The organism is Streptomyces sp. NPDC094034 (genome assembly GCF_040303865.1).
GTDB lineage: Bacteria > Actinomycetota > Actinomycetes > Streptomycetales > Streptomycetaceae > Streptomyces.
Genome location: NZ_JBEOUD010000043.1, coordinates 36483 through 59537 on the forward strand (window position 1 = coordinate 36483; position 23055 = coordinate 59537).

16 protein-coding genes, 1 tRNA gene and 1 riboswitch are annotated in these 23055 nt (G+C 72.6%); of the genes, 10 read left to right on the plus strand and 7 right to left on the minus strand.

The window, feature by feature from the left end; translation table 11 throughout:
* Positions 1-3 precede the first annotated feature (3 nt).
* The gene (locus ABTZ59_RS29730; RefSeq protein WP_351419813.1) at positions 4-1077 is read left to right on the plus strand and encodes a helix-turn-helix domain-containing protein; all 1074 of its coding nucleotides are present in this window, start codon (positions 4-6) and stop codon (positions 1075-1077) included.
* A 98-nt stretch (positions 1078-1175) separates the two neighbouring features.
* Positions 1176-1388: a hypothetical protein gene (locus tag ABTZ59_RS29735; RefSeq protein ID WP_249951663.1), complete on the plus strand. Its 213-nt coding sequence runs from the start codon at positions 1176-1178 to the stop codon at positions 1386-1388.
* 59 nt (positions 1389-1447) lie between these two features.
* Here ABTZ59_RS29735 and ABTZ59_RS29740 read toward each other — a convergent pair whose 3' ends face one another.
* A complete protein-coding gene (locus tag ABTZ59_RS29740) occupies positions 1448-2131 on the minus strand; it encodes an HAD family hydrolase (RefSeq protein ID WP_351419850.1) in 684 nt (227 codons plus the stop codon).
* Positions 2132-2196: 65 nt separating this feature from the next.
* Between ABTZ59_RS29740 and ABTZ59_RS29745 the strand changes: the two genes are divergently transcribed.
* From ABTZ59_RS29745 to ABTZ59_RS29770, 6 genes are all read left to right on the plus strand, one after another.
* Entirely contained in the window at positions 2197-2406 is a 210-nt protein-coding gene (locus ABTZ59_RS29745; protein WP_249951664.1) for a hypothetical protein, read from the plus strand.
* Between the two features lie 73 nt (positions 2407-2479).
* A tRNA-Met gene (locus ABTZ59_RS29750) sits at positions 2480-2553 on the plus strand.
* Positions 2554-2668: 115 nt separating this feature from the next.
* Positions 2669-3415 (plus strand): MerR family transcriptional regulator, encoded by a 747-nt coding sequence (locus tag ABTZ59_RS29755; protein ID WP_351419816.1) that lies wholly within the window; start codon positions 2669-2671, stop codon positions 3413-3415.
* 195 nt (positions 3416-3610) lie between these two features.
* Entirely contained in the window at positions 3611-4837 is a 1227-nt protein-coding gene (locus ABTZ59_RS29760) for a PP2C family protein-serine/threonine phosphatase (RefSeq protein ID WP_503003774.1), read from the plus strand.
* Between the two features lie 314 nt (positions 4838-5151).
* Positions 5152-5305: riboswitch (cyclic di-AMP (ydaO/yuaA leader) on the plus strand.
* An 11-nt stretch (positions 5306-5316) separates the two neighbouring features.
* The gene (locus tag ABTZ59_RS29765; RefSeq protein ID WP_351419818.1) at positions 5317-6342 is read left to right on the plus strand and encodes a M23 family metallopeptidase; all 1026 of its coding nucleotides are present in this window, start codon (positions 5317-5319) and stop codon (positions 6340-6342) included.
* Between the two features lie 126 nt (positions 6343-6468).
* Complete coding sequence (locus ABTZ59_RS29770) at positions 6469-7413, plus strand: aldo/keto reductase (protein WP_351419821.1); 945 nt, start codon at positions 6469-6471, stop codon at positions 7411-7413.
* A 73-nt stretch (positions 7414-7486) separates the two neighbouring features.
* On the opposite strand, the gene ABTZ59_RS29775 is transcribed toward ABTZ59_RS29770, so the two are convergent.
* The 4 genes from ABTZ59_RS29775 to ABTZ59_RS29790 all read right to left on the minus strand — a co-directional run bounded on the left by ABTZ59_RS29775 (position 7487) and on the right by ABTZ59_RS29790 (position 12802).
* On the minus strand, positions 7487-8827 hold the full coding sequence (locus ABTZ59_RS29775; protein WP_351419823.1) for a PrsW family intramembrane metalloprotease: 1341 nt from the start codon (positions 8825-8827) through the stop codon (positions 7487-7489).
* Between the two features lie 60 nt (positions 8828-8887).
* Complete coding sequence (gene trmB / locus ABTZ59_RS29780) at positions 8888-9754, minus strand: tRNA (guanosine(46)-N7)-methyltransferase TrmB (RefSeq protein WP_351419855.1); 867 nt, start codon at positions 9752-9754, stop codon at positions 8888-8890.
* A 56-nt stretch (positions 9755-9810) separates the two neighbouring features.
* A complete protein-coding gene (gene lhgD / locus ABTZ59_RS29785; protein ID WP_351419826.1) occupies positions 9811-11034 on the minus strand; it encodes an L-2-hydroxyglutarate dehydrogenase in 1224 nt (407 codons plus the stop codon).
* A gap of 286 nt (positions 11035-11320) precedes the next feature.
* Positions 11321-12802, minus strand: coding sequence for an NsdA family TPR-like regulatory protein (locus tag ABTZ59_RS29790; RefSeq protein ID WP_249951670.1), 1482 nt, complete (start codon positions 12800-12802; stop codon positions 11321-11323).
* Between the two features lie 582 nt (positions 12803-13384).
* Between ABTZ59_RS29790 and ABTZ59_RS29795 the strand changes: the two genes are divergently transcribed.
* Together ABTZ59_RS29795 and ABTZ59_RS29800 are read left to right on the plus strand one after the other, a co-directional pair.
* On the plus strand, positions 13385-15493 hold the full coding sequence (locus tag ABTZ59_RS29795) for an asparagine synthase-related protein (RefSeq protein ID WP_351419829.1): 2109 nt from the start codon (positions 13385-13387) through the stop codon (positions 15491-15493).
* A 130-nt stretch (positions 15494-15623) separates the two neighbouring features.
* On the plus strand, positions 15624-19169 hold the full coding sequence (locus ABTZ59_RS29800) for an AfsR/SARP family transcriptional regulator (RefSeq protein WP_351419833.1): 3546 nt from the start codon (positions 15624-15626) through the stop codon (positions 19167-19169).
* Positions 19170-19187: 18 nt separating this feature from the next.
* Here the strand turns inward: ABTZ59_RS29800 and ABTZ59_RS29805 are convergent, their stop codons facing one another.
* Together ABTZ59_RS29805 and ABTZ59_RS29810 are read right to left on the minus strand one after the other, a co-directional pair.
* Positions 19188-21284: a sigma-70 family RNA polymerase sigma factor gene (locus tag ABTZ59_RS29805; protein WP_503003775.1), complete on the minus strand. Its 2097-nt coding sequence runs from the start codon at positions 21282-21284 to the stop codon at positions 19188-19190.
* A 609-nt stretch (positions 21285-21893) separates the two neighbouring features.
* Complete coding sequence (locus ABTZ59_RS29810; RefSeq protein ID WP_351419836.1) at positions 21894-22823, minus strand: TetR/AcrR family transcriptional regulator; 930 nt, start codon at positions 22821-22823, stop codon at positions 21894-21896.
* Positions 22824-23055 lie beyond the last annotated feature (232 nt).

Here is a 23055-nt window from a genome sequence, read left to right on the forward strand (position 1 = left end):
AGAGTGCCGAGGGCCCGTGCGGGGATCGTGTCCGGCTATGTGTTCCGGATCATCCGTGAGCAACTGGGGCTCACACAGGAGGCCCTGGCCGAGCAGTTCAAGGTGTCGGCCGACACCGTCGCCGGGTGGGAGTCGGGGCGGCGGGCGCTGACCGCCGTACCCGTTGGGCAGTTGTTCGTCTACAGCCACCGGCTGATGCGGCTGGGTACCGTCCCCGCGCTGCTGCTGTCCCTGGAGCGCGCCATGGAGGCGGACGTCCTGCTCGCCGGGGCGCTGGACGGCGGATTCTCGTACGAGGCCAATCCGCTGGGCGCGTGCGTGATGCGGCGGGATCTGGTCGAGGTGCTCGCCTGGCCCCTGAACGGGGTCGCTCCCGCGTATCTGAGCGCGCTGCCCGAGCCGCCGCGTGCCCGGCGGGGGCCGGTGCCCCAGGGGCCCGAGCTGGGGGCCGCGGACCGTCGCCGCTTCTTCTCGGAGATGCGGCGCACCGCCGAACGGGCCCGGGGGGCGGAGAGCTTCCTGCTGCGGCGCCAGGCCCTGTATCTGGCCGGCTATGACGACCGGGCCGACACCCCCGGCTGGCTGGCCCGCCAGCAGCGCATCGAACGGCCCGACGACTGGCTGTCGGTCTGGCTCAACTCCCGCTCGGTGGCGGCCGTCGCCGCCCGGCAGGGCGACCGGGACCGGATGCGCCACTTCATCGACAGCACCCTCGTCGACGACGACGCGGGCGAGGCCGCCAATCTGAACTACTGGGCGTACTGGATCGGCGAGGCGCCGCACATCCAGCTGTCCGACGACTTCATCGCCGCCCGTACCCCGGGCCGCTGGCCGGGCGACCGGCTGATGCACCACCTCGTAGGGGGACTGTCGCCGCGTCACGGGTTCTTCGACCTCAATGTCCACACCCTGTGGGCGCTGCTGGCGGCCCGGCCGAATCTGCTGCGGCCCGGCGGCCCGGCGGGGAGCGCGCTCGGCGCATGCCTGCCGGCGCTGCTCGACGACCGGGAAGTCTCGGCGCGGGCGAGAAGGGAACTCCAGGGAATTCGATACGCGATTCGGCTCGCCGAGGCGTGAGCGGGCGGGCATGTCCCTCCGGCGATGTCGTCGTCCGTCGGAAAAGATCCGGGTCCCAGAGGCTGCGGACGGGGCGAGAGAGACGCACTCTTGGGCCTATGAGTGATGCACCGATCGTCGTCCACCGGGCGTCAGGGACAGGCGGGCGGCGGGTCACGGTCCGTGGGCGGATCATGGGGCTCGCCCATTCCGACGACCATCTGATCGAATTCCTGCGTCTGGCGGGGCTGCCGGACGCCTGGGAGCTGCTGGACGACCCGGCCTGGGTGGAGTGGCAGGGCGGCCCCGCGCACGAGTACAGCGTGGTGTGAGCCCGCGTGGTGCCGCCACGCTCCCGGCACACCTCGTCCCGTCGGCCCCGTGGGCCCCGTCAGCCCTGCTCGTCCGCCCGTTCCACCTGGTCGGCCCGCTCCCTCTGCTCCGCCGCGATCGCGGCGAGCTGCGTCAGATTGTCGATCCGCCAGTCCGCCGCCTCGATCACCTCCGGGTCGTCCGCCCACAGATAGCCCCACGGCCCGCGCCGCAGATGGACGGCGCGCAGACCCGCCTCCCGGGCGGGGAACAGGTCGTACGCGGGATGATCGCCCACGTACATCGTCCTGTCGGGCGTGGTCCCCGACGCCTCGACGACGCGCGCGAAGAACTCCTGCGACGGCTTCTCGACGCCCCACTCGCCCGAGGTGGCGATGAGATCGACGGGCAGATCGAGACCGCGCAGCAGCTCCCCGGTTTTGACGGTCTGGTTGCCCGCGAGGACGACGCGGAGGCCGAGCGCCCGGATGCTCGCCAGGGCGGGCCGTACATCCGGATAGAGATCGGACTCGTCGAGATGGTCGCCGCGGCCGGCGGCCTCCCTGGCGCGGTACGCCTCGCCGACGTCCATGCCGGGTTTGATGAGGCGGAGGGCGTCGGCGTTGTCGCGGTTCTGGACGGTGGCGGCGCCGACGAGCGCGGAGATGGTGTGCCGGGGAATGCCCAGCCAGTCGGCCCAGGACGCCCAGTAGCGGTCGTCGCGGACGAGGGTCTCGCCGACGTCGAACACGATGGTTTCGATCACCGGTGTAAGCGTAGGGGGACACGCTCTGCCGATTGTCAGTGGCTGGCCGTAGCCTTGCTTCTATGTTCGCTTCCTCGTCCACTCCTTCGCCCGCTTCCGGTGACGGCGACTCGTTACGCGCTGTCAGGTCCGCCGCTGTCGTCAACGCGGAGATCCGTGCCCTGTGGGCCCGTGCCGGTGGCGCGTTGCCGCCCGCCGAGCAGGAGCGCTACCAGCGACTTCTGGTGGAGTGGGCCGTCGCTGTCCGCGCGGATGTCGTCGAGGCGGCCTAGAGGCTCTTAGAGGCTTGCGCTGCGCCGGGTGGTGATGATCTTGCTCCGGATGGCGTAGGGTTGCAGTCAACGGCGCGGGGTGGAGCAGCTCGGTAGCTCGCTGGGCTCATAACCCAGAGGTCGCAGGTTCAAATCCTGTCCCCGCTACTGGAAGAGAACGAAGGCCCGGATTCCTGGTGAATCCGGGCCTTCGTCATGCCCGCCCGCATCTTCGGCTTCCGTGCTTGACCTTTACGCGACGTCAAGTTCTACCGTGAAAGTCATGGAGTGGTCGATCCAGGAAATCGCGAAGAAAGCGGGCACGACGAGCCGCACGCTCAGGCACTACGGCGAGCTGGGGCTGCTTGAGCCCAGCCGTACCGGCAGCAATGGCTATCGCTACTACGGACAGGACGCCCTTGTCCGGCTCCAGCGGATTCTGCTGCTGCGGGAGCTGGGGCTCGGGCTGTCCGAGATCGCGCGGGTCCTCGACGGCCAGCAGGACACGGCCGCCGCCCTGCGCGGCCATCTGAAGCTGCTGGAGCAGGAACGGGAGCGCATCGGGCGGCAGATCGCCTCGGTGCGGACCACTCTCCACAAGACGACGACGGGAGAGGAACTCATGGCCGAGGACGTACTCGACGGCTTCGATCACACACGGTACGAGGAGGAGGTGACCCAGCGGTGGGGCCGGGACGCCTATGAGAAGAGCGACCGCTGGTGGCGGTCGCTGAGCGAGGAGGAGCGGCAGGACTTCAAGGACCGGCACGAGGGCATCGCCAGGGACTGGGGGCGCCTGGCCGCGGCGGGGCTCGCCGCGGACAGCGAGGAGGCGCAGGCCGTCGCCCGGCGTCACTGCGACTGGCTGTCCGTCACGGTCGAGCCCACCAGGTCGTATGTCATCGGCGTGACGGCGATGTATGTCGATGACGCGCGCTTCGCCGCCACCTATGACCAGTACGGTGAAGGTACGGCTGTGCTCGTGCGGGACGCCATGAGGGTGTACGCCGAGCGCCACCTGACCGACTGATCCGTTCCGTCGGCCCCAGGTGCACCAAGCACTGGCGGGGTCGGCGGAACCGGCTCACCGTAGCCCACTCGGCCGACGGCGATTCGCCGCCCGGGAGGGCAGCGGCCAGCCTGGTGGAGAGCGGCACCGTCCGCAGCAGTCGGCGGACCGGGCAGGAGACCACTGGTGTGGAGACTGAGGAAGCTCGGAAAGAGAATCGGCGGCAGCGGCCGGCGAGCGGCCGAGGGCGCCGGTCTCTGGGCCTCTGACGGAAGGGGCTTCTGGGCGGCGGGCGACAATGCCCGCGGCGGCGGCCGGTATCCGGGCGGACATGGCCGTACGGGACGCAGGCTGGTGCGGGCGCTGCCCGTGCTGGTGATCATCGCCGGGGCGGTCTTCGACGTGGTGACCCCGACGCGGGTCACCGCGTCACCCCTCTTCGCCGCCGCCCCGCTGATCGCCGCCCCGTTCTATCCGCTGGTCGGCACGCTCACCATCGCCGTCGCCGCGCTGATCGCCGAGTTGGCGGTGCATTTCCACGCGGACACCCAGTTCCAGGTGGAGTCGATCAGCGAGGTGCTGACCGTGCTGGTCGTCTCCCTGCTCGCGCTGTACATCAACGGTGTCGTACGGCGCAGCGGCGAGCGGCTGGCCTCCGCCCGCATCATCGCCGAGACCGCCCAGCGTGCGGTGCTGCCGAGACCGGCCGAGCGGATCGGGGGGCTGCGGATCGCCGCGCGGTACGAGGCGGCGCAGGAGGGCGCGTTCATCGGCGGGGACCTCTTCGCCGTACAGGACACGCCGTACGGGGTGCGCCTGGTGGTCGGGGACGTACGGGGGAAGGGTCTTGACGCGGTCGAAGCGGTGGCGGTGGTCATCGGGTCATTCCGGGAGGCCGCCGAGCAGGAGAGTTCGCTGGAGGGGGTCGCGCAGCGGCTGGAGCGCGCGCTCAGGCGTGAGGGGACGCGACGGGACGGGCTCGATGTCTTCGAGGGGTTCACCACGGCCGTTCTCGCCGAGATTCCGCACGAGGAGGGTGTGGTGCGGCTGCTCAACCGCGGCCACCCCGAGCCACTGCTGATGTGCCGCGACGGTGAGGTACGGATGCTCGCCCCGAGCGACCACGCGCTGCCGCTCGGAATGAGCGAACTGGGCGCGTGGCCGGACCGGGCGGACCAGGCCGGGTATCCCGAGGGCGCGACGCTGCTCTTCTACACGGACGGGCTCACCGAGGCGCGCGATGCCCAGGGGGTCTTCTACGTCCCGCGCGAACGGCTCGACGGACGGGTGTTCCAAGGGCCCGACGAGATACTTCAGGCGCTCATCGACGACGTACGGCGGCACACGGGCGGCGGGAGCCAGGACGACATGGCGCTGCTGGCGGTCAGCCGGCCCTCGGAGGGCGAGCCGGAGCGACGCAGGACCATGCCCTTGGTGCCATGAGACGGCCGCGCGGTGCCGTGAGGCAGCCGCGCTCACCGCGCTCACCGTCGAAGCCGTTGCCCGGATCGCCCGGCGAGGAGCCCTTGCCACTGTCTGTAATCGAGAGGTATCCCTCCGCATAACATTTGACACACCGTCAGAAATGTAGGCCCCCCTGACGGGCCGTCAACTCGCCCGATTAGATTCCCTTACATCCCGGTACGTCCGATGCGAAGTCGTTAACGATCATCCGGAACAGCTTGGAATAAGGGCCGGGTCTCTATTAACGTTCGATAACGCAGCGCGGTCGTCCCAGCCGTCGCCAGAGATGGCACCGTGCGCACGCGCCGAATCCCGCGAGGGAACCGGGGAACCACCAATTGGGGTGAATCGGGTGTCTTTTGCTGCCCTGTGCGGCAGGAGCGCTCGTAGGAGACCTTCCTGCTCCGAACCCGTCAGCTAACCCGGTAGGCGAGAAGGAAGGAAAGGAGCACGCCTCAGTGGCGTCCAACAAGCCTGCCCCCCAAGCCGTCTTCGAAACCCACTCCCTCGGCGGCGAGCCGGACAGGGCGTGGGGGGAATGGAATCCCACCGAGGAGTCCATACGGCCGGTACGCGGCCGGCACCGCGTCGCCAAGCAGCGCGGACTCGCCCGTAGCTCCACGGTCCTCGGCGTCGGCGTCATCGCCGCCGTCGGCGCGGGCGGCATCGCCACCGCGCAGGACAAGCCCGCGGTCTCCATATCCCTGCCCGACGCGATCACGGACAAGCTCCCGGACGCCGCGTCACTGCCGGGAATGGGCTCGCTCGCCTCGGACGACTCCGAGCCGCAGGCGCTCGCCGCCCCGCTCACCACCGCCGGGCTCACGACCGCGGAGACCGAGCAGGGCGCCACCGACGCGGGAGAGGCGCTGCGCGCCCGTATCCTCCAGCAGGCCGAGGCGCAGCAGACCGGGGCCGACGCGGCGCGGAAGGCCGCGGCGGAGGCGGCGGCGGCCGAGAAGGCCGCGGCCGAGGCCAAGAAGCAGCAGACCGACGCCGAGAAGAAGATCGAAGAGGCGAAGAAGAAGGCCGAGGCGGAGGCCAGGGCCAAGGCGGAGAAGGAGCGGCTGGCCAAGCTGGCCGCCAGCTACGCGCTCCCCACCTCCTCCTACACGATCACCTCGACCTTCGGTCAGGCCGGCTCCCTGTGGTCCTCAGGCCAGCACACCGGCCTGGACTTCGCCGCGCCGACGGGTACCCCGCTCAAGGCCGTGCACAGCGGCACGATCACATCGGCAGGCTGGTCGGGCTCGTACGGATACCGCACGGTCCTGGAGCTCGATGACGGCACGGAGATCTGGTACGCCCACCAGTCCTCGATCTCCGTCAGCGCCGGGCAGAAGGTCACCACCGGCGAGGTCATCGGCAGGGTCGGCGCGACCGGCAATGTGACCGGCGCCCATCTGCATCTCGAAGTCCACACGGCGGGCGGCGCGGGCCTGGACCCGATGAGCTGGCTGCGCGGCAAGGGCCTCACCCCGTAGAACCGCCCCATGGGCAGTCCTTCCCGGCCTTCCCCTCGGTATTCCCCCATACGGCATTCCCCCATACGGCCCACATGAGGGCGCGGAGCGGAATAGGGCGTCCCCATCGGGGGATTGCATCCACCTATGACCGCTCTGCGCCCACTGGGCTCCTCCGATCTGCACGTCTTCCCGCTCGCCCTCGGCGGCAATGTCTTCGGCTGGACCGCGGACGAGACGGCCTCCTTCGCCGTCCTCGACGCGTACGCCGCCGCGGGCGGGAACTTCATCGACACCGCCGACATGTACGCGTCGTGGGCACCGGGCCACCAGGGCGGTGAATCCGAGACCGTCATCGGCAACTGGCTGGCCTCGCGCGGCAATCGCTCCGACATCCTGATCGCGACCAAGGTCGGCGCGCACCCGCGGTACAAAGGGCTCAGGGCGGCCACCATCAAGGCCGGGATCGAGGAGTCGCTGCGTCGGCTCCGTACGGAGTACGTCGATCTCTACTACACCCATTTCGACGACCCCGAGGTCCCGGTCGAGGAGATCATCACCGCACTCGACCAGCTGGTGAAGGCCGGCAAGGTCCGCGCGCTCGGCGCCTCCAACATCGGCGCGGAGCGGCTGGCCGCCTCGCTCGTCTTCTCCGAGCGCGAGGGGCTGGCCCGCTATGTGGCGCTTCAGCCGCACTACAACCTGGTCTCCCGCGACACATACGAGGGCGAGCTCCTGGACACCGTGCTGCGTCACGGTCTGTCGGTCGTCCCGTACGCCGCGCTGGCCTCGGGCTTCCTCACGGGCAAGTACCGTCCGGGGGTCACGGTCGACAGTCCCCGGGCAGGCAAGGCGGCCGAATACCTGGAGTCCGAGCGGGGCGCCAGGGTCCTGACCGCGCTGGACCGGATCGCCGGGGCACGGGACGCCGAGATCGCGACCGTGGCGCTGGCCTGGCTGGCGGCTCAGCCGACGGTGGTCGCGCCGCTCGCGTCCGCGCGTTCGACCGGGCAACTGCCCGCGCTGCTGGCGGCGGTCGACCTCGAACTGACGGCGGAGGAGCTGGCGAAGCTCACGGCGGCGTCCGCGTGAATCCGCCGCCCGAAATCTCCGCCCGAAACCGCCGACTGAAGCCGCCGCCCGCAATCCTCGTGGGACCGGCGCGTCATTGGCGGTAGGGGTTGTAGCCGTCGTAGTCGGCGTACGGCGGCGGCACCCGTACCCGGCCTGTGGCCCGCGCCGCGTAGGTCAGCGCGGGCCCGGCTGTCTCCCTGCGCTGCCACAGATGGTGCAGCAACTCCTGCTCGCGCTCGACGAAGTCCGGGCCCAGCGCGCCCCGGTGGGCCCGGTGGCGGAGAAACGCCAGGGATGTCGCGAACGCCTCGTACTCCCGGACCGATCTTGCCGCCGCCGGGCCGTACGTACGCCCAGCGAAATCACGCGCCATCGTGCGCGCCCGCATGGAGGAGAGGGCGAGGGGTGCGGCCGACGTCAGCCAGCCGGCGGCGGCGTACGCGGGCAGCTCGGACCCGACCGTGCGCAGCTCGCGCTGGCGGCTCCAGATCACCAGCCAGGTCAGCAGCGCGAAGACCGGGACCATGAACACCCCGTACACCACATAGAAGCCGTACGGGCCGAAGAGCGGTCCCGATCCGTTCCACAGCGCGTGCAGGCCCATCGCCAGGGCAAGACCGAGCAGGGGGAGCGCGAACCGGCGGACCCTCTGCCGGCGGGCCGCCGTCGCCGCCAGTCCGAAGCCGATGCCGGTGAGCACGGTGAAGAGCGGATGGGCGAACGGTGACATGACGACCCGTACGAAGAAGGTCGCGGCCGTGACGGAGGCAAGGCCGGAGTTGCCCAGATCTTGGTCCTCGCCGAAGGCGCTGCCGAGATAGAGGATGTTCTCGGTGAAGGCGAAGCCGGTGGCGCTGAACCCCGCGATCACGACGCCGTCGACGAGCCCGGTGAAGGCCCTCCCGCGGAAGAGGAAGATCAGCAGAACCGCCGCGGCCTTGGCGCTCTCCTCCACGACGGGAGCTATCACCGTGGCACCGAGGGATTCCGCGCCCGCCGGGTCGGCGGTGGCGATGGCTATCCATTCGGTCGCGAACGAGTTCGCGATGATCGCGACGAGGGCGGCGGCGAAGGCGCCCCACGCCAGGGCGAAGAGCTGATTCCGCCAGGGCCCCGGCTCGACCCGGTCCAGCCAGCGGAAGGCCGTGATGAGCAGCGGTACGGGCAGGACGGCCAGCCCCAGACCCACCAGAAAGCCCTCCGTGCCGGTCTCGTCCCGGACGAGCGCGAGGATCACCAGCGCGCAGAGGGCGAGCACCGAGATCACGGCCCCCACCCGCACCGCGCGGCGGCGCCAGAAGGCGCGGCTCGGCCGGTAGCGCCTGCGGGCGGGCTCCGGCACGGCGGCCCACAGCTCACCGAGCCGCCGCTGACGCTCGTAGACGGGGATCGCCGGACGCGGACCGGGTGGCTGCGGGGACGGTTCTGACACTCGACGACCCTAACGAGGGGCACTGACACCTGGCGATGGTGCCCGGACCACGTCCTCGCGTTACGCGGGTCCCGTTACCGGCGGGCGCTCAGGGGATTGGCGTTCCGCTTCGTGGCGTTCGGCTTCGTGGCGTTCGGCTTCGTGGTGTTCCGCTTCGTCGTGTTCCGTCACCCGGAACTCCGGTGCGCGGCGGAACAGCAGGTCATGCACCACATGGCCCTTGTCGAGCCCCTGCCCCTCGAACCGGGTCAGCGGACGGAAGGCCGGCCGTGCCGCGTAACCGCCGTCCCGCTGGGTGTTCTCGAAGCCGGGGTGGGCGGTCAGCTCCGCCAGCATCTGCTCGGCGTAGGGCTCCCAGTCGGTCGCGCAGTGCAGCACGGCGCCCGGCTTCAGCCGGCCCGCGGCCAGCGTGAGGAACTCCCGCTGGATCAGCCGCCGCTTGTGGTGCCGCTTCTTGGGCCAGGGGTCGGGGAAGTAGATCCGCAGCCCGGCGAGCGACTCGGCCGGCAGCATCTCCCTGAGCAGGATGATCGCGTCGCCGTTGGCCACCCGGATGTTGGTCAGCCCGTTCTCCTCCGCGAGCCGGAGCAGATTTCCCTGGCCGGGGGTGTGCACATCGACGGCGAGGATGCCGGTGTCCGGGTCGTCCGCGGCCATGCGCGCCGTGGCCTCGCCCATCCCGAAGCCGATCTCCAGGACGACCGGAAGCCCGCCGAACATCTCGTCCGGATCGAGCACCCGCTGCCCGTCGATCTCCATGCCCCAGTCGGCCCACATCCGCCGCAGCGCCTCGGCCTGGCCGGTGGTGACCCGGCTCCGGCGTGGCTGGAAGCTGCGGATGCGCCGCTCGAAGTGGGATCCGGCGGGGTCGGCCGAGGGGCCCGTGCCCTCGGGAAACATCCGGCTCATGGTGCGGTTCTCGGCCATCTCGTTCGTCTCGCTCACAGTGCCTCCGATTCTACGGAGGCCCGGGACCCCGAGGCTCAGTCCTCCGCCAGCACGGCCAGCGCCCGCCGCGCGACCTCCCGGCCGATGGGCAGCGCGGCGGTCGCCGCCGGTGACGGCGCGTTCAGGACATGCACCGTGCGCGGGGTCTGCCGGATCAGGAAGTCATCGGCCAGCGTGCCGTCCCGCAGCACCGCCTGGGCCCGTACCCCGGCCGCCGCCGGGCGCAGGTCCCCGTCGGTGACCGCCGGGAGCAGCCGCCGCACGGCCGTCGCGAAGGCGCGCTTGGAGAGCGAACGGTGCAGCTCACCGGCGCCGTACCGCCAGTGCTTGCGGGCCGTGCGCCATGAGCCGGGCCAGCTGAGGGTGGACGCCAGCTCGCCGGGGCGTACGTCCGACCAGGTGTAGCCCTCGCGGGCCAGCGCCGGGACCGCGTTCGGCCCGACATGGACACCGCCGTCGATGGAGCGCGTCAGATGGACGCCGAGGAACGGGAACGCCGGGTCGGGCACCGGATAGACCAGCCCTCGTACGAGATCCGGCCTGGTCAGCTCGTAGTACTCACCCCGGAACGGCACGATCCGCATGCCCGGGTCGTCGCCCGCCAGCCGCGCCACCTGGTCGCACTGGAGCCCCGCGCAGTTCACCAGGGCCCGCGCCCTGACCACCGCGCCGGCGGCCGTACGGACCGCGACGCCCCAGGGGCGCCGGTCGATGACCGTGACCTCGGATCCGTACCGTACGGACGCGCCGGTCGCTCCCGCCGACTCGGCGAGCTGCTCGGCGACCGCCACGAAGTCGCACACCCCGGTCGTACCGACCTGGATCGCCGCGAGGCCGCGCACCTCTGGCTCGTACTCCGTGATCTGCGCCGGGCCCAGCTCGCGCACCGGAATGCCGTTCTCCCTGCCGCGCTGGACCAGGGCGTGCAGCCGGGGCAGCTCGTCGCGCCGCGTGGCGACGATCAGCTTGCCCGTGACCTCGTGCGCGATGCCGTACTCCGCGCAGAACTTGACCATCTCGGCGGAGCCGCGCACCGCGTACCGCGCCTTGAGCGAGCCGGGGCGGTAGTAGACGCCGCTGTGGATCACCCCGCTGTTGTGGCCCGTCTGGTGGCGGGCGGGGCCCGGCTCCTTCTCCAGCACCACGACCCTGGTGCCCGGAGCGGCGCGCGTGATCGCGTACGCCGTCGAGAGACCGACGATCCCGCCGCCGATCACCAGCACCTCGCAGTCGAAACCCATGCGTCCGCGTCCGCTCATGCGCGCCACCTCCCACCCCGATAGTGCACTGGCCCGCGGACGACCTGCTTAAACCACCGCGCTCGAACCGTTGACCGGTGGACATGTGCGCCATGTCTCTCGGACAGGTTCCGGCCGGGTGCGGGGGTGCCACGGACTTGGGTCTTGAGGTGTCGCCGGGCACGTGTCGCCAGGCAAGTAGTCGCCGGGCAGGCGTCGCCGGGCACGTGTCGCCAGGCAAGTAGTCGCCCGGCACGTGTCGCCGGGCAGGTGTCGCCGGGCACGTGTCGCCCGGCACGCGTCCGGATCAGGCGGGCGCCACCAGCAGGGGCCGCGCGCGCTCCCGCAGCTCCACCACCCGCGGCTCGTCCCCGTACGGCTCCAGGCGGTGCAGCAGATCCCGTACGTACTCCGTCGTACGCGCGGAGGAGATCCGGCCCGCCACCTCCACGGCCCGCGTACCCGCCGCGCAGGCCGCGTCCAGATTGCCCGACTCCAGCTCGGCCACGGCGCTCACCACCAGGCGCAGTCCGTGCGAGCGTACGAACTCCTCCGTCGGCCGGGACAGCGCCTGCTCCGTGAACTGCCGTACCTGGCGCGGCGCCTTCAGATCGCGGTAGCACTCGGCGGCGTCGGCCGCGAACCGGTCGTACGAGTAGAAACCCAGCCAGGACGGATCGGCGTCGCCCTCCCGCGAGCGCTCCAGCCAGCCCTCGGCCGCCTTGAGGGCGGCCCCGGCCGCCACCGCGTCGCCCGCCTTCGCGTGCGCGCGCGCCTCCACCAGCCGGAAGAAGCTCATCGTGCGGGCGGTGGCCAGACCGCGATTGCGCTCCAGCGCCGCCTGGGCGAGATCCACGCCCTCGTCCGCGAAACCGCGGTAGGTCGCCTGGAGCGACATGGAGGCCAGCACATAGCCGCCGAGCGGTACGTCGGCGGCGGCGCGGGCCAGCCGCAGCGCCTGGATGTAGTAACGCTGCGCGGCCTCCTGCTGACCGGTGTCGAAGGCCATCCAGCCGGCCAGCCTGGTCAGCTCGGCGGTGGCGCCGAAGAGCCCCCTGCCCACCTCGTCGCTGTACGCGCCGAGGAGCAGCGGCGCCGCGTCGACCCGCAGACACTCGGGCACCATCGAGGAACGCCAGTCCCCGCCGCCGTACTTGGAGTCCCAGCGCCGGGCGTCCGAGGCCGCCTCCCGCAGCTTGGCCACATCGCTGTGGCCCACCCGCAGTGGCGTGACCTCGCCACCCGGTCCGGAGGCATCGACGGCCCCCCCGCTCCCGCCATGCGCTCCCTGCGCCGCCTCCGCGACCGCCGCGTCCCGGGCGACCGAGGAGTCGGCGGGGGTTATCAGCCACCGGGAAGCGGGTGTGGCGTAAGCGCTCACTGCGAAGGATCCGGCCAGCGACTGCCAGATGCCGCCGCTGCCCGCCCGGCGGCCCGCGAGGTCCAGCCGGTACAGTTCCGTCGCCGCGCGCACCGCCTCGCCCACATCGCGCGGGAAGGCGAGCCCGACCTCGGGGGCCGGATCCGCGTCCGCGAGACCGATCTCATGGAGTGGGACGGGGCGTCCCAGCTTCGCTCCGATGGCGGCGGCGATGAGATGCGGCGCCGCACCCTGCGGGACCATGCCCTTCGACACCCAGCGTGCCACGGAGGTCTTGTCGTAACGGAGTGTCAGACCACGTTGCGCCCCGAGGTCGTTGACCCGCCGGGCCAGGCCCGCGTTGCTGATTCCCGCGAGGGCGAGAACGGTTCCGAGCTTTTCGTTCGGCCCGCGTAGCTCCCTGGACATGCGTCACCCCTCGGCACACAGACGCCCGCCGCTTCGCGGCATAGGCGCGCGGCATTCGTAAACCCAGCGTAGTTCGCCACATCCCGACCGTTAAGGGGCGGAGTTCCGGATGGCGGGATTGTTGTCCGTGCGGTGATCGCGCCGCAGGTCCCCGAGCGGCACGCCGTGCTCCGGCTGTGTAGCGTGCGCCCGGCCGTGCGCTCTTGGCCCCGGTGGAGCGGGAGCGCTTCGATGAGACCTGCGTGGGTCGGCCCACTGCGTACTGGAACCAGTGGGCTGGGGGATCCCGCCGCCCCAATCCCCGCGGGCGGCGGATCAGTCCGGGAGGCGGGACACGCCTCCCGGACTGAACGTACACCGGTGCTGAACTGACGCGCCGGGCCCGGAGATTGGCTGAATGCTGTCTGTCCGCGGAGGGCCACATCTCCGCCAAATGGCCAATGCCAGGGGCGCATTCGCATTCCCACCCGCGCTTCCGTAGGCCCTCCTGTGCGCTGTTGTCATGGCAGCATGTTCCCGAACGGCTTCAGCTCAAGCGTTTCCAGCTTGGTCTGGACTTGTCCACAGGCTGTGGAGGCGGCGATGCGCTGGTTGGTGGGATGGAGCAGTATCGCCGCGCGTTTCGGTACGGCAGGGGCCGTGGGCCCGGTCGGTGACGGCGCCGAGGGCGGCAGCGTGCATCCCGTCGGATCCCAGCTCCTGTGGGGCGACCCGGATCCGCTGTGGGCGGTGGGCGACTGGCGGCCGGACGAGATCAGGGTCGTCACCGTCGATCCCTTCACCCGGCTCGCCGTGCTCGGCTGCTGCGGCGCCACCGACGAGGAGCTACGGGTCGGGCTGTTCGCGGCGCGCGGCGGCGCGCTGCGCCATCTCACCGCCTGGCCGGGCAGTTACACCGCCGTCGCCCAGATCGGCCGCCGGATCACCGTCGCGGGCGATCTGGCCGGGGCACGGCCCGTCTTCTACACGCCGTGGGCGAACGGCACGGCGTACGCCACCGCCGCCCTGCCGCTCGCCGATCTCATCGAGGCGCAGCTCGACATCGGGCATCTGGCCGCGCTCCTCGCCTGCCCCGAGACCCCGGAGGCGCTGCGCGACACGACCCCGTACGACGGCGTCAAACGCATCCCGCCGGGGCACGCGCTCGTCCTGCGCGAGGGCTCGCGCGAGATCACCGGATACGAGCCGGTCGCCTCCCTCGCCGTCGCCGGACCCCAGCGCGATCCGGACCGGGCCGTCGAGGGCGTGCGGGACGCGCTCATCGAAGCCGTACGCGCCAGGCTGCTCGCCCCGCGCCACGCCCCCGAGGCCCTGCCGCCCGACCCGGGCCCGGTCCCCGGCATGGGACCCGCCGACCGGCGCGCCGCCCGGGGCGGGCCCGTCCCCGGCATCGGCGCCGACCTGTCGGGCGGCAGCGCCTCCGGCACCCTCGCGCTGCTCGCCGCCGGGCTGCCCGGGGCGCCGGGCACGATCCTGGGGCACGGCACCGGCGCGGGGGAGCGGCTGCTCGCCGTCACCTTCAACGATCTGTCCACCGGCGCCCGCGACGAGGCAGAACTGGAGCGGGCCCGCGCCATCGCCGCCAACCCGCGGCTCCACCACGTCGTCGTCCCGGGCGGCGAAGAGGCCCTGCCCTACGCCGAGTTGGAGGGACCGCTCACCGACGAACCGGGGCCCTCCCTCGTCACCGCCGGGCGGCACCGGCGCAGGCTGGCCGCGGGCAGCGCCGACCACTTCACCGGCGTCGGTGCCCGCGAGGTGCTCGACGCGCATCCGGCGCGCCTGGCCGATCTGCTGCTCGACCGGCGCAGACGTCATCTCCTGCACCCGGTCAGCGCGCTCGCCAAGGCCGAGGGCCCGTCGCCCGCCTCACTGTTCATCCCGCTGACCGTCTACCGGGCGGCCCGCCGGCTGGCGCGTACGCCGTACCGCACCGGGCTCGAAGAGGCCGCCGCCCGGCTCCCCGAGGCCAACAGGGGCGTGCTGACCGCTGCCGCGATCAGTCCGCTCGGGGCGTCGCTGGCGGCCCTCACCTGGTCCAGGCCCGGCCCCGCCGCGCGCTGGCTGACGGGGGAGGCGCTCGCCGAAGTATCGGTTCGCCTGATGTCGGCGTCGACCCGGCCCACCTCCGTACAGCGCCCGGGCGAGGCCCGCGCCCGCGCCGCGCTCGCCCGCCACGCCGCCGACCACCGTGTCTTCGAACAGGCCGCGGAGATCCGCAGTCAGCGGCTGCACGCGCCGTTCCTCGACAACCAGGTGGTACGGGCCTGCCGTGATCTGCCCGAGGCGCTGCGGGTGCAGCCGGGCGCCCGCGCGGATGTGCTCCGTACGGTCCTCGCCGGGGCCGGTATCCACGAGCTGCCGCAGGGCTGGGGCGCCACGTCCCGGGACGGCGCCGCCGCCGCGACGCGCGTGGGCCTGCGGGCGGCCGTCGGCGAGCTGATCGACCTCTTCGACGCGCCGCTGCTCGCCGACGCGGGCCTGGTGGAGGCCCGGGTTGTACGCAAGGCGCTGCGCGCGGCGGCCGAGGGCGAGCCGGTGCCCCTGGACGGGATCGCGGACCTGGTCTCCACGGAGCTGTGGCTGCGGCGGCTGCTCGCCCGGCGCGGCACCTGCTGGACGGGCACGGCGGCGCCGCGGCAGCGGGCGGTGGCGGGCGGCGTGGTCCCGCGGCCGACGCTGCACCAGTAGGGCTGGTGCAGCGCCGGTAGAGCGGAGGCCGCGCCAGGAGAGCGGAGTGGGGCGCTCCGCTCTACGAAGGCGGCGGCGCTCCGGGAAAACCCGACGGCCGTTGTCAGACCCTGCCCCCACAATGGGCCGGGTGCGGTATCTCATCCTTGGCGTCACCGAGGTGCGTGACGGACACGGCGGGAGCCTGCCGCTGGGCGGACCCCGGCTGCGGGCGCTCCTCGCCGCGCTCGCGCTGCGCCCCGGCCGGCCCGTCGCCGTCGGGGAGCTGGTGGACGAGGTGTGGGGCGGCGAGCCGCCGCAGGACGCGCCCGCCGCACTCCAGGCGCTCGTGGGGCGGCTCCGGCGCGTCCTCGGGAAAGAGGCGATCGATTCGGTCCCCGGCGGCTACCGGCTCGCGGCCGTGGTGGACGACATAGATCTGTACGTCTTCGAGCGGCTCGCGCGCGAGGGGGCGGACCAGCTCGACGCGGGCGATCCGGGCAGCGCCGCCCGGACGTTGCGCGCGGCGCTCGCGCTCTGGCGTGGCGCGGCCCTCGCCGATCTGCCCGACCGGGACCGCGGCGTACGGCCCGAGGCCCAGCGGCTGGCCGCCCTCCAGCAGCGCATAGAGGCCGATCTGCGGCGGGGCGCCACGGCCACGCTCGTACCGGAGCTGAGGGAACTGGCCGCGGACCATCCGTACGACGAGCCCTTCAGGGCGCAGCTCATCCGGGCCCTGTGGGCGGAAGGCAGACAGGCCGACGCGCTCGCGGCGTACGAGGACACGCGCCGCGTCCTCGCCGATGGGCTCGGCGCCGACCCTGGGCCCGAACTGGCCTCGTTGCAGAGACAGTTGCTGGCGGCCACGGGAGCGGGCGCCGCCCGGGCGACCGCGCACGGGGCTGCGGCCGGTGACGGTACCGGTACCCCTTCCCTGATCGAGTTCGACGCGGCCCCCGCGACCACGGCCGACACCGCTGTTCCGTCCGACACCGCTCTTCGGCCCGATACCGCTCTTCGGCCCGATACCGCTCTTCGGTCTGACACCGCTCCTCCGTCCGGCACCGCTCTTCGGCCCGACAGCGACGACGATGCCGAGGCCAATCCCGAGGCCAGTCCCGAGGCCAATCCCGACGCCGAAGGTGAGGCCACGACCGGGGCGCCCGCCGGGGACAGCCACGAGCCGCGCGGCAATCTGCGCCCCCGTCTGACCTCCTTCGTCGGCCGCGAGAGCGAACTCCACGCCATTCGGGCCGATCTGCGCCGCTCCCGCCTCGTCACCCTCACCGGACCCGGTGGCTCCGGCAAGACCCGTCTCGCCGAGGAGGCCGCGCCCCGCAACGCCTGGCTCGTTGAGCTGGCCCCGCTGGACCACCCCTCGGCCGTCCCCGGCGCCGTGCTGAGCGCGCTCGGGCTGCGCGAGACCCAGCTCGCCGCCCGCGACGGCCGGCCCGCCAGGAACGATCCGACCGCCCGGCTCGTCGACCATCTCGCCCGCAGCGGCACGCTCCTCGTCCTCGACAACTGTGAGCATGTGATCGGTGCCGCCGCCGCGCTGGCCGAGACGCTGCTCGTGCACTGTCCCGGTCTCCGTATCCTCGCGACGAGCCGGGAGCCGTTGGGGGTGCCGGGGGAGTCGGTGCGGCCGGTGGAGCCGTTGCCTCCGGATCCGGCGCACCGGTTGTTCGCGGAGCGTGCCCGTGCGGTGCGGCCGGGGTTCGATCCGGCGGGGGATCCGGAGGCGGTGGCGGAGATCTGTCGTCGGCTGGATGGTCTTCCGCTGGCGATCGAGCTGGCGGCGGCGCGGTTGCGGATGCTGACGCCGCGCCAGATCGCGGATCGTCTCGATGACCGTTTTCGGCTGCTGACCAGCGGGAGCCGGACGGTCCTGCCGCGCCAGCAGACGCTGCGCGCCGTCGTCGACTGGTCCTGGGACCTGCTGGACGAGCGGGAGCGTACGGTCCTGCGCGAGGTATCCGTCTTCGCGGGCGGCTGGGATCTGACGGCGGCCGAGGGCGTATGCGGCGCCGACGCCGCCGACGCCCCCCATGTCCCCGATCTGCTGGGCGCGCTGGTCGACAAGTCGCTCGTCGTCGCCACCCCGGTCCCCGGCCCCGGCCCCGGCGGCGCGATGCGCTACCACCTCCTGGAGACCATCCACGAGTACGCGGCGGAACGCGCCGCCGAGACTCCGGCCGTACGGTCAGCCGCCGAGCGCGCGCACTCCGCCTACTTCGCCGCGCTCGCCGAGGAGGCCGAGCCCCGACTGCGCTCCAGGGACCAACTCCCCTGGATCCGCCGCCTGGAGGTCGACCTCGACAACATCCGTGCCGCCCTCCACCGCGCCGTCCTCGCGCGCGACGAGGAGACGACGCTGCGGCTGGTCTTCGCCATGGGCTGGTTCTGGTGGCTGCGCAACCACCGCCCCGAGGGCCTGGCCTGGGCGGAGTGCGCGCTCGGCCTCGGCCCGGAACCGGCCGGCACCGACGACCCCCGGTACTGGCCCCGGATGCACCTCCAGGTGCTACGGGTCTTTCTCGCCGGTGAGAGCGGCCAGACCGAGAGAATCCGGACCGACGCGTACTTCCAGGAACTCGTCCTGCGGATCCGCGCGGCCTTCGACAGACCGGGTCCGCAGTCCGCCCGCTTTCCCGGGCTGCTCTGGGTACTGGTCGTCTACGCGAACGACCAGAAGCTGGACATCCGCACCCTGATGGACTCGTCCATAGCCAACTGCCGCGCGCACGGCGGTGATTGGGAGACGGGCGTGCTGCTGATGGGGCGTACGCACATGATCGTCGACATGCCCGGGGGAGCGCAGGGCGTCGACGGGGACCTGACCGAGTTGCACGAGCTGAGCCGACGCGTCGGTGACCGCTGGATGCGGGCGCAGGTGGCGAGCGTCGTCGGCGAGGCGGGCATGGCGCGCGGTCGGTACGAGGAGGCGCGGGACGCCTACGAGGAAGCGCTGCGGTTCGCCGGCGAGGTGGGGGCGCACGCCGAGGCGCCTTTCCTGCTCGCGCGCCTGGCCGAGCTGTCGTACCGCGCCGGTGACACGGACGCCGCGGAGAGAAGGCTCGACCGCGCCGCCGAAGAGGCCGAGCGCTATCAGGTCCAGGACGCCCGCGCTTTCGTCCACCTCATGCGGGCGGTCTTCGCCCTGGACCGGGGCGAGACCTCCCGCGCCAGACTGCTGCTGGACGAGGCGAGGTCCGGCAGCGTGCGCGGCTCACCGCCACCGCACTTCGCCGCGGTGACCAGCGCGCTGGACGCGCGGATCGCCGCGTACGAGACGAAGGGACCGGTGGCCGCCGCCCGTTCGCTGGCGGCCGTGCTGCGTACGGCGCGCGAGAGCCGACTGACGGACCCCATCGTCGCCCAGCTCGCCGAGATGGCGGCCCCGGTGGTGCTGCTCGTCGGCGACCCCCGCCGCGCCGTCAGGATCCTGGCCGCCGCCGCCACCTGGCGGGCGGGCTATCCGCGCTCCGTGCCGGAGTGGACGGAGGCCCGGCGGATCGAGACGCTCGCCCGGGCGGAGCTGGGAGAGCGGGAGTACGAGGCGGAGCACGAGGCGGGGCGCCCCCTCACCCCCGACCAGATCGCCGACCTGCTGGAGCTGCCGACCCGGACAGTCGCACCACCACGCGAGAGCCCCGACGAGCGGGACCGCGCCGGGACCGACGGGCAGCCGACGTGAACCGGGCCGGGTGGCCGTTCAGCGGCAGCTGATGCGGGATTGTGCCCAGTCCGCGAGTGCCACCACGTCGAACGGCGTGTGCGGTTCGACCACCAGCCGGATGGTCTTGCGTCCTGAGATGCCCACGTCCAGGGGTACGGCCGTGTCGTCGCCGCTCAGCACGGGCGAGCGCCACAGCCGCGTCCGGTCGCCGTACAGCGAGAAGCGCACGGAGCCGAGTCCCCTCGTGAGATCGTCCACCCCGACCAGGGCCGCGTAGCGGGAGCAGTCCCGGTTGAGATCGATGGTGACCGAGGAGGCGGCGCGCATGGTCACGCCGTGGCCGTAGCGGGTGCCGGCGATCGACACGCTCGACCGCTGCCAGAGCCAGTCGCTCGCGCCGAGCCGTACCTCCGGCTTGGAGCCGTCGCCGAAGGCGCCGTACGCCAGCTTGTTCACCTGGAAGACGGCCGGGGCCGGGGGTGGCTTCGGGCTGGGGGGCGGCTTGGGCGCGGGCGACGCGGGCGACGTGGGCGGCTTGGGCTTGGGCCCGGGCTTGGCCGGGGGCTTGGCCGGGGGCTTCGGGGCGGGGCTCCGCGTCGGGGTGGGCTTCGTCGAGGGGGCGGGTTTCTTGGCGGGCGTGATGGCGGGCCTGGGCGCGGGCGGCTCGGGCGCGGCCGGTTCCGGCGGCTCGGGCGACGGGGCCGGCCTCTGCGGTACGAGGGGTTTCGCGATCGGCGGGTCGGCCTTGGGCGGCTGCTCGGGCCCGGCGTTGTTCACCAGGGCGAAGACGATCCCGGCCGCCGCGGCGACGGCCACCAGCCCGCCGATGCCGGCCTTCACCGGGGCGCCGAGCCCTTCGGACGCGGCGGCCCCGCCGGCGGCCCCGCCGGCGGCCCCACCGGCGGCTCCGCCCGCCACGCCACCGGACGCTCCGGCGGCGCCACCCGCCCCACCGGTCGCCGCGGCCGCGGCACCGGCCCCCGCCGCCCCCGCGGCTCCGCCCACCACGATCCCGGCCGCCTTAAACGAGTAACCGGCGGCGAACCAGCCGATCACCGCGATCGGCAGCACCCCTGGGATCTCGGCGTTGAACTGCGCCAGTTCGCCCGCCGCGAGGCGGCACCTGACACACTCGTCCAGATGCTTGCGCAGTCCGCGTTCCGCACGCATCCGCAGTCCGCCGCGGGCATACGCCCCGAGCCTGTCCGCGTACCGGGAGCAGTCGCCCTCCGAGGTGAGCGCGGAGTTCACATGGGCCTGGAGATACGCCTGTTTGAGGCCCTCGCGCGCCCGGCTGGCCAGCACCGCCGTGGCATTGGCGGTCAGCCCGAAGAGCGGCGCCACCTCGCTCGGCGACTCCTCCTCCACCGTGGTGTGCCAGAGCACGGCCTGCCAGCGCTCGGGCAGGCTGCGGAACGCCTGCATGGCCATGGACTGCTCGGCCTCGCGCATCGCCAGGACATCCGCGCCCAGATCGAGGGTGTCCACGTCCGAGACCTCGGAGGCGCGCGCGGCCTGCGCCGCGAACACCGCGAAGTCCTCGACCAGTTGCTCCCGCTTCGCGGACTTCGTCCAGGACGCGGCCACGCGCCGTACGGTCGTCATCAGATACGCGCGCACCGCCTGCTCGGGCCCGGCTCCGCCCCGTACCGCCTGCAAGGTACGGGCGAACACCTCGGCCGTCAGGTCTTCGGCGGTGTGCGCGTCGCGGCAGCACGTACGGGCGTAACGGCGCACCGATTCCGAGTGCCTGCGGAACAGTTCCTCGTACGCGTGGTCGTCGCCGTCCCGCATCCGCTGGATCAGATCGGCGTCCGACATGGGCCGCCCGGTCGTGGACAGTTCGAGTGTCGGCTGATCCACAGGCGGGTCTGCGGGCCGGTCCCCAGGCGGGTCCGCAGGCAGGTCCGCAGGAGGGGCCAAGGGTCGATCGCCCGACTGGCTGGCCGAGCGATCCAGGGCCTGCCCCGCGCGCGGAGCCCCTACCGGTTCCGAAGGTCCCGGCATGGAAGTACCGCCGCTCCGCTCACGCTGCGGCGGCACGCTGGTCTCCGCCTCCGCGGGCCCGCTCGCACCGCCCGCGACTCCAGCACCGCCCGCGACTCCCGCACCGCCGGTCGACGGATGTGGCATACGGGCCCGAGCGCCGGAACCACGCGGACCGGCCAGTCCGCCGGAACCACGCGGACCGGCCAGTCCGCCGGAACCACGCGGACCGGCCAGTCCGCCGGAACCACCCGGACCGGCCCGGCCGCCCGGGCCGACCGCCCCGCCCGAACTCCCGTTCCCCGGCGCTCCTTTGGGCCCGCCCTGGCTGGGCACCTGCCGTGCGGACGCCCCTTCGGGTTCCGTACCGCCCTCGGTGCCGCCCTCCGCGCCGCCCTCGGTGCCGCCGCCTCCCGGCGGCTCGTCCCGACCGTCGCCCCTCATCGCGGAAGCCCCCGTACACACCCCTCTGACCCGAACACCGAGCCAGCGTGCCACAGCGCGTCGCACTGCCCGGAGCTTCCCGCCCGGCAACCACTCATCCGAGGCGGTTTCCCGGACGATCGCTTTTATCTTCACCCTTTAGGGGAAGGATCAAGGGCGTTTATCGGCAAGCCAGTTCGAAGCGAACGACCGCGAGGGCCCGAACGGACCCGAGGGCGTGTCTTCGAAGTCCCGCCTGCCCGGCGGGCGGACGGCGCTACTTCGAAGACACGCCCTCGCGGCCGTACACGACCGCACATACGGACGCGTGCCTCACACAGGCCGGGACCGCAGCCCCTCCAGCAGGATGTCCAGCAGCCGTGCCGAGGCCGCCGCCTGATGCGCCGGGTCCGGCAGCGCGGGCGCGGCCGTGGCTATCACCAGCAGCACATCGGCCACGGTCACATCGCCCCGCAGCTCACCCGCCGCCCGCGCCCGCTCCACCAGCTGCCCGACGACCTCAAGCAGTTCGACGGCGCCCGGGTCGTCCAACTCCTCCGCCGACTGCCGTTGTCCGACGACCCGCAGCTCGGGCCGGCCGGCCTGCCGCTGCTGCGGAACGCGCGCCTCGTCGTGCGCACCACGCCCCGCCGCCTCGTTCTCGGCCTCCGCGCCGACGCGCAGTACCTGCGGCGGCAGCAGCCGCCCCGCGCCCGACGCCACCGAGGTACGCAGGAAGCGGGAGAGAGCCGACCATGGCTCGTCCTCCTGCCCCAGCGCCGTACGCGCCTGGTCCGTCAGCCGGGACGTCTCCTCCTCGGCTATCCGCCTGACCAGTACGTCCTTGCTCGGGAACCGCCGGTAGACCGTACCGACCCCGACTCTTGCCCGGCGCGCCACATCCTCCATCGGCGCCCCGTACCCCAGCTCGCCGAACACCTCGCGAGCTGCCCGCAGTACATGCTCCAGATTGCGCTGTGCGTCCACGCGGAGCGGCGCCGAGCGGCCCGGTCCTCCGGACCCCACCGCACCGCCGATGCCGGCCGTGTCCGTACGCGTACCTGTGTCCGTACGCGCAGCCGCGGCCGCAGCGCCGGCCGCAGCCGCACCCGTACCCGGACCCGGACGCGTACTCGTATCCGTACCCACGGCCGCTGCCGTACTCGCGGTCACACCTGCTGTGCCCGCCGTATCCGCCGTACTCGTTCTTCCGCCGTCCTCCGTGACGAGGGCAGCCTGCCGATGCGAATCCTGAATGTGCATAGCGTTCCCCCGGTAATGATGTCTCCCCCCGGAGACTCCCCGCCTTGACAGCCGAGGTCGCGGTCCAGTCACGAGCCGGACACCTCGACGAGGTACGAACATAGTTGAGCCCGGGTCAATTCAGAAGGGGGTGGTTCCGCACGGAGCGCCCCCCGATCGGAGCAAGGACCGGAAGGTGCCTGATTCACCCCCCTCCCACCCCCTTCCGTGCCCGCGCTGACCTGCGTTCCTC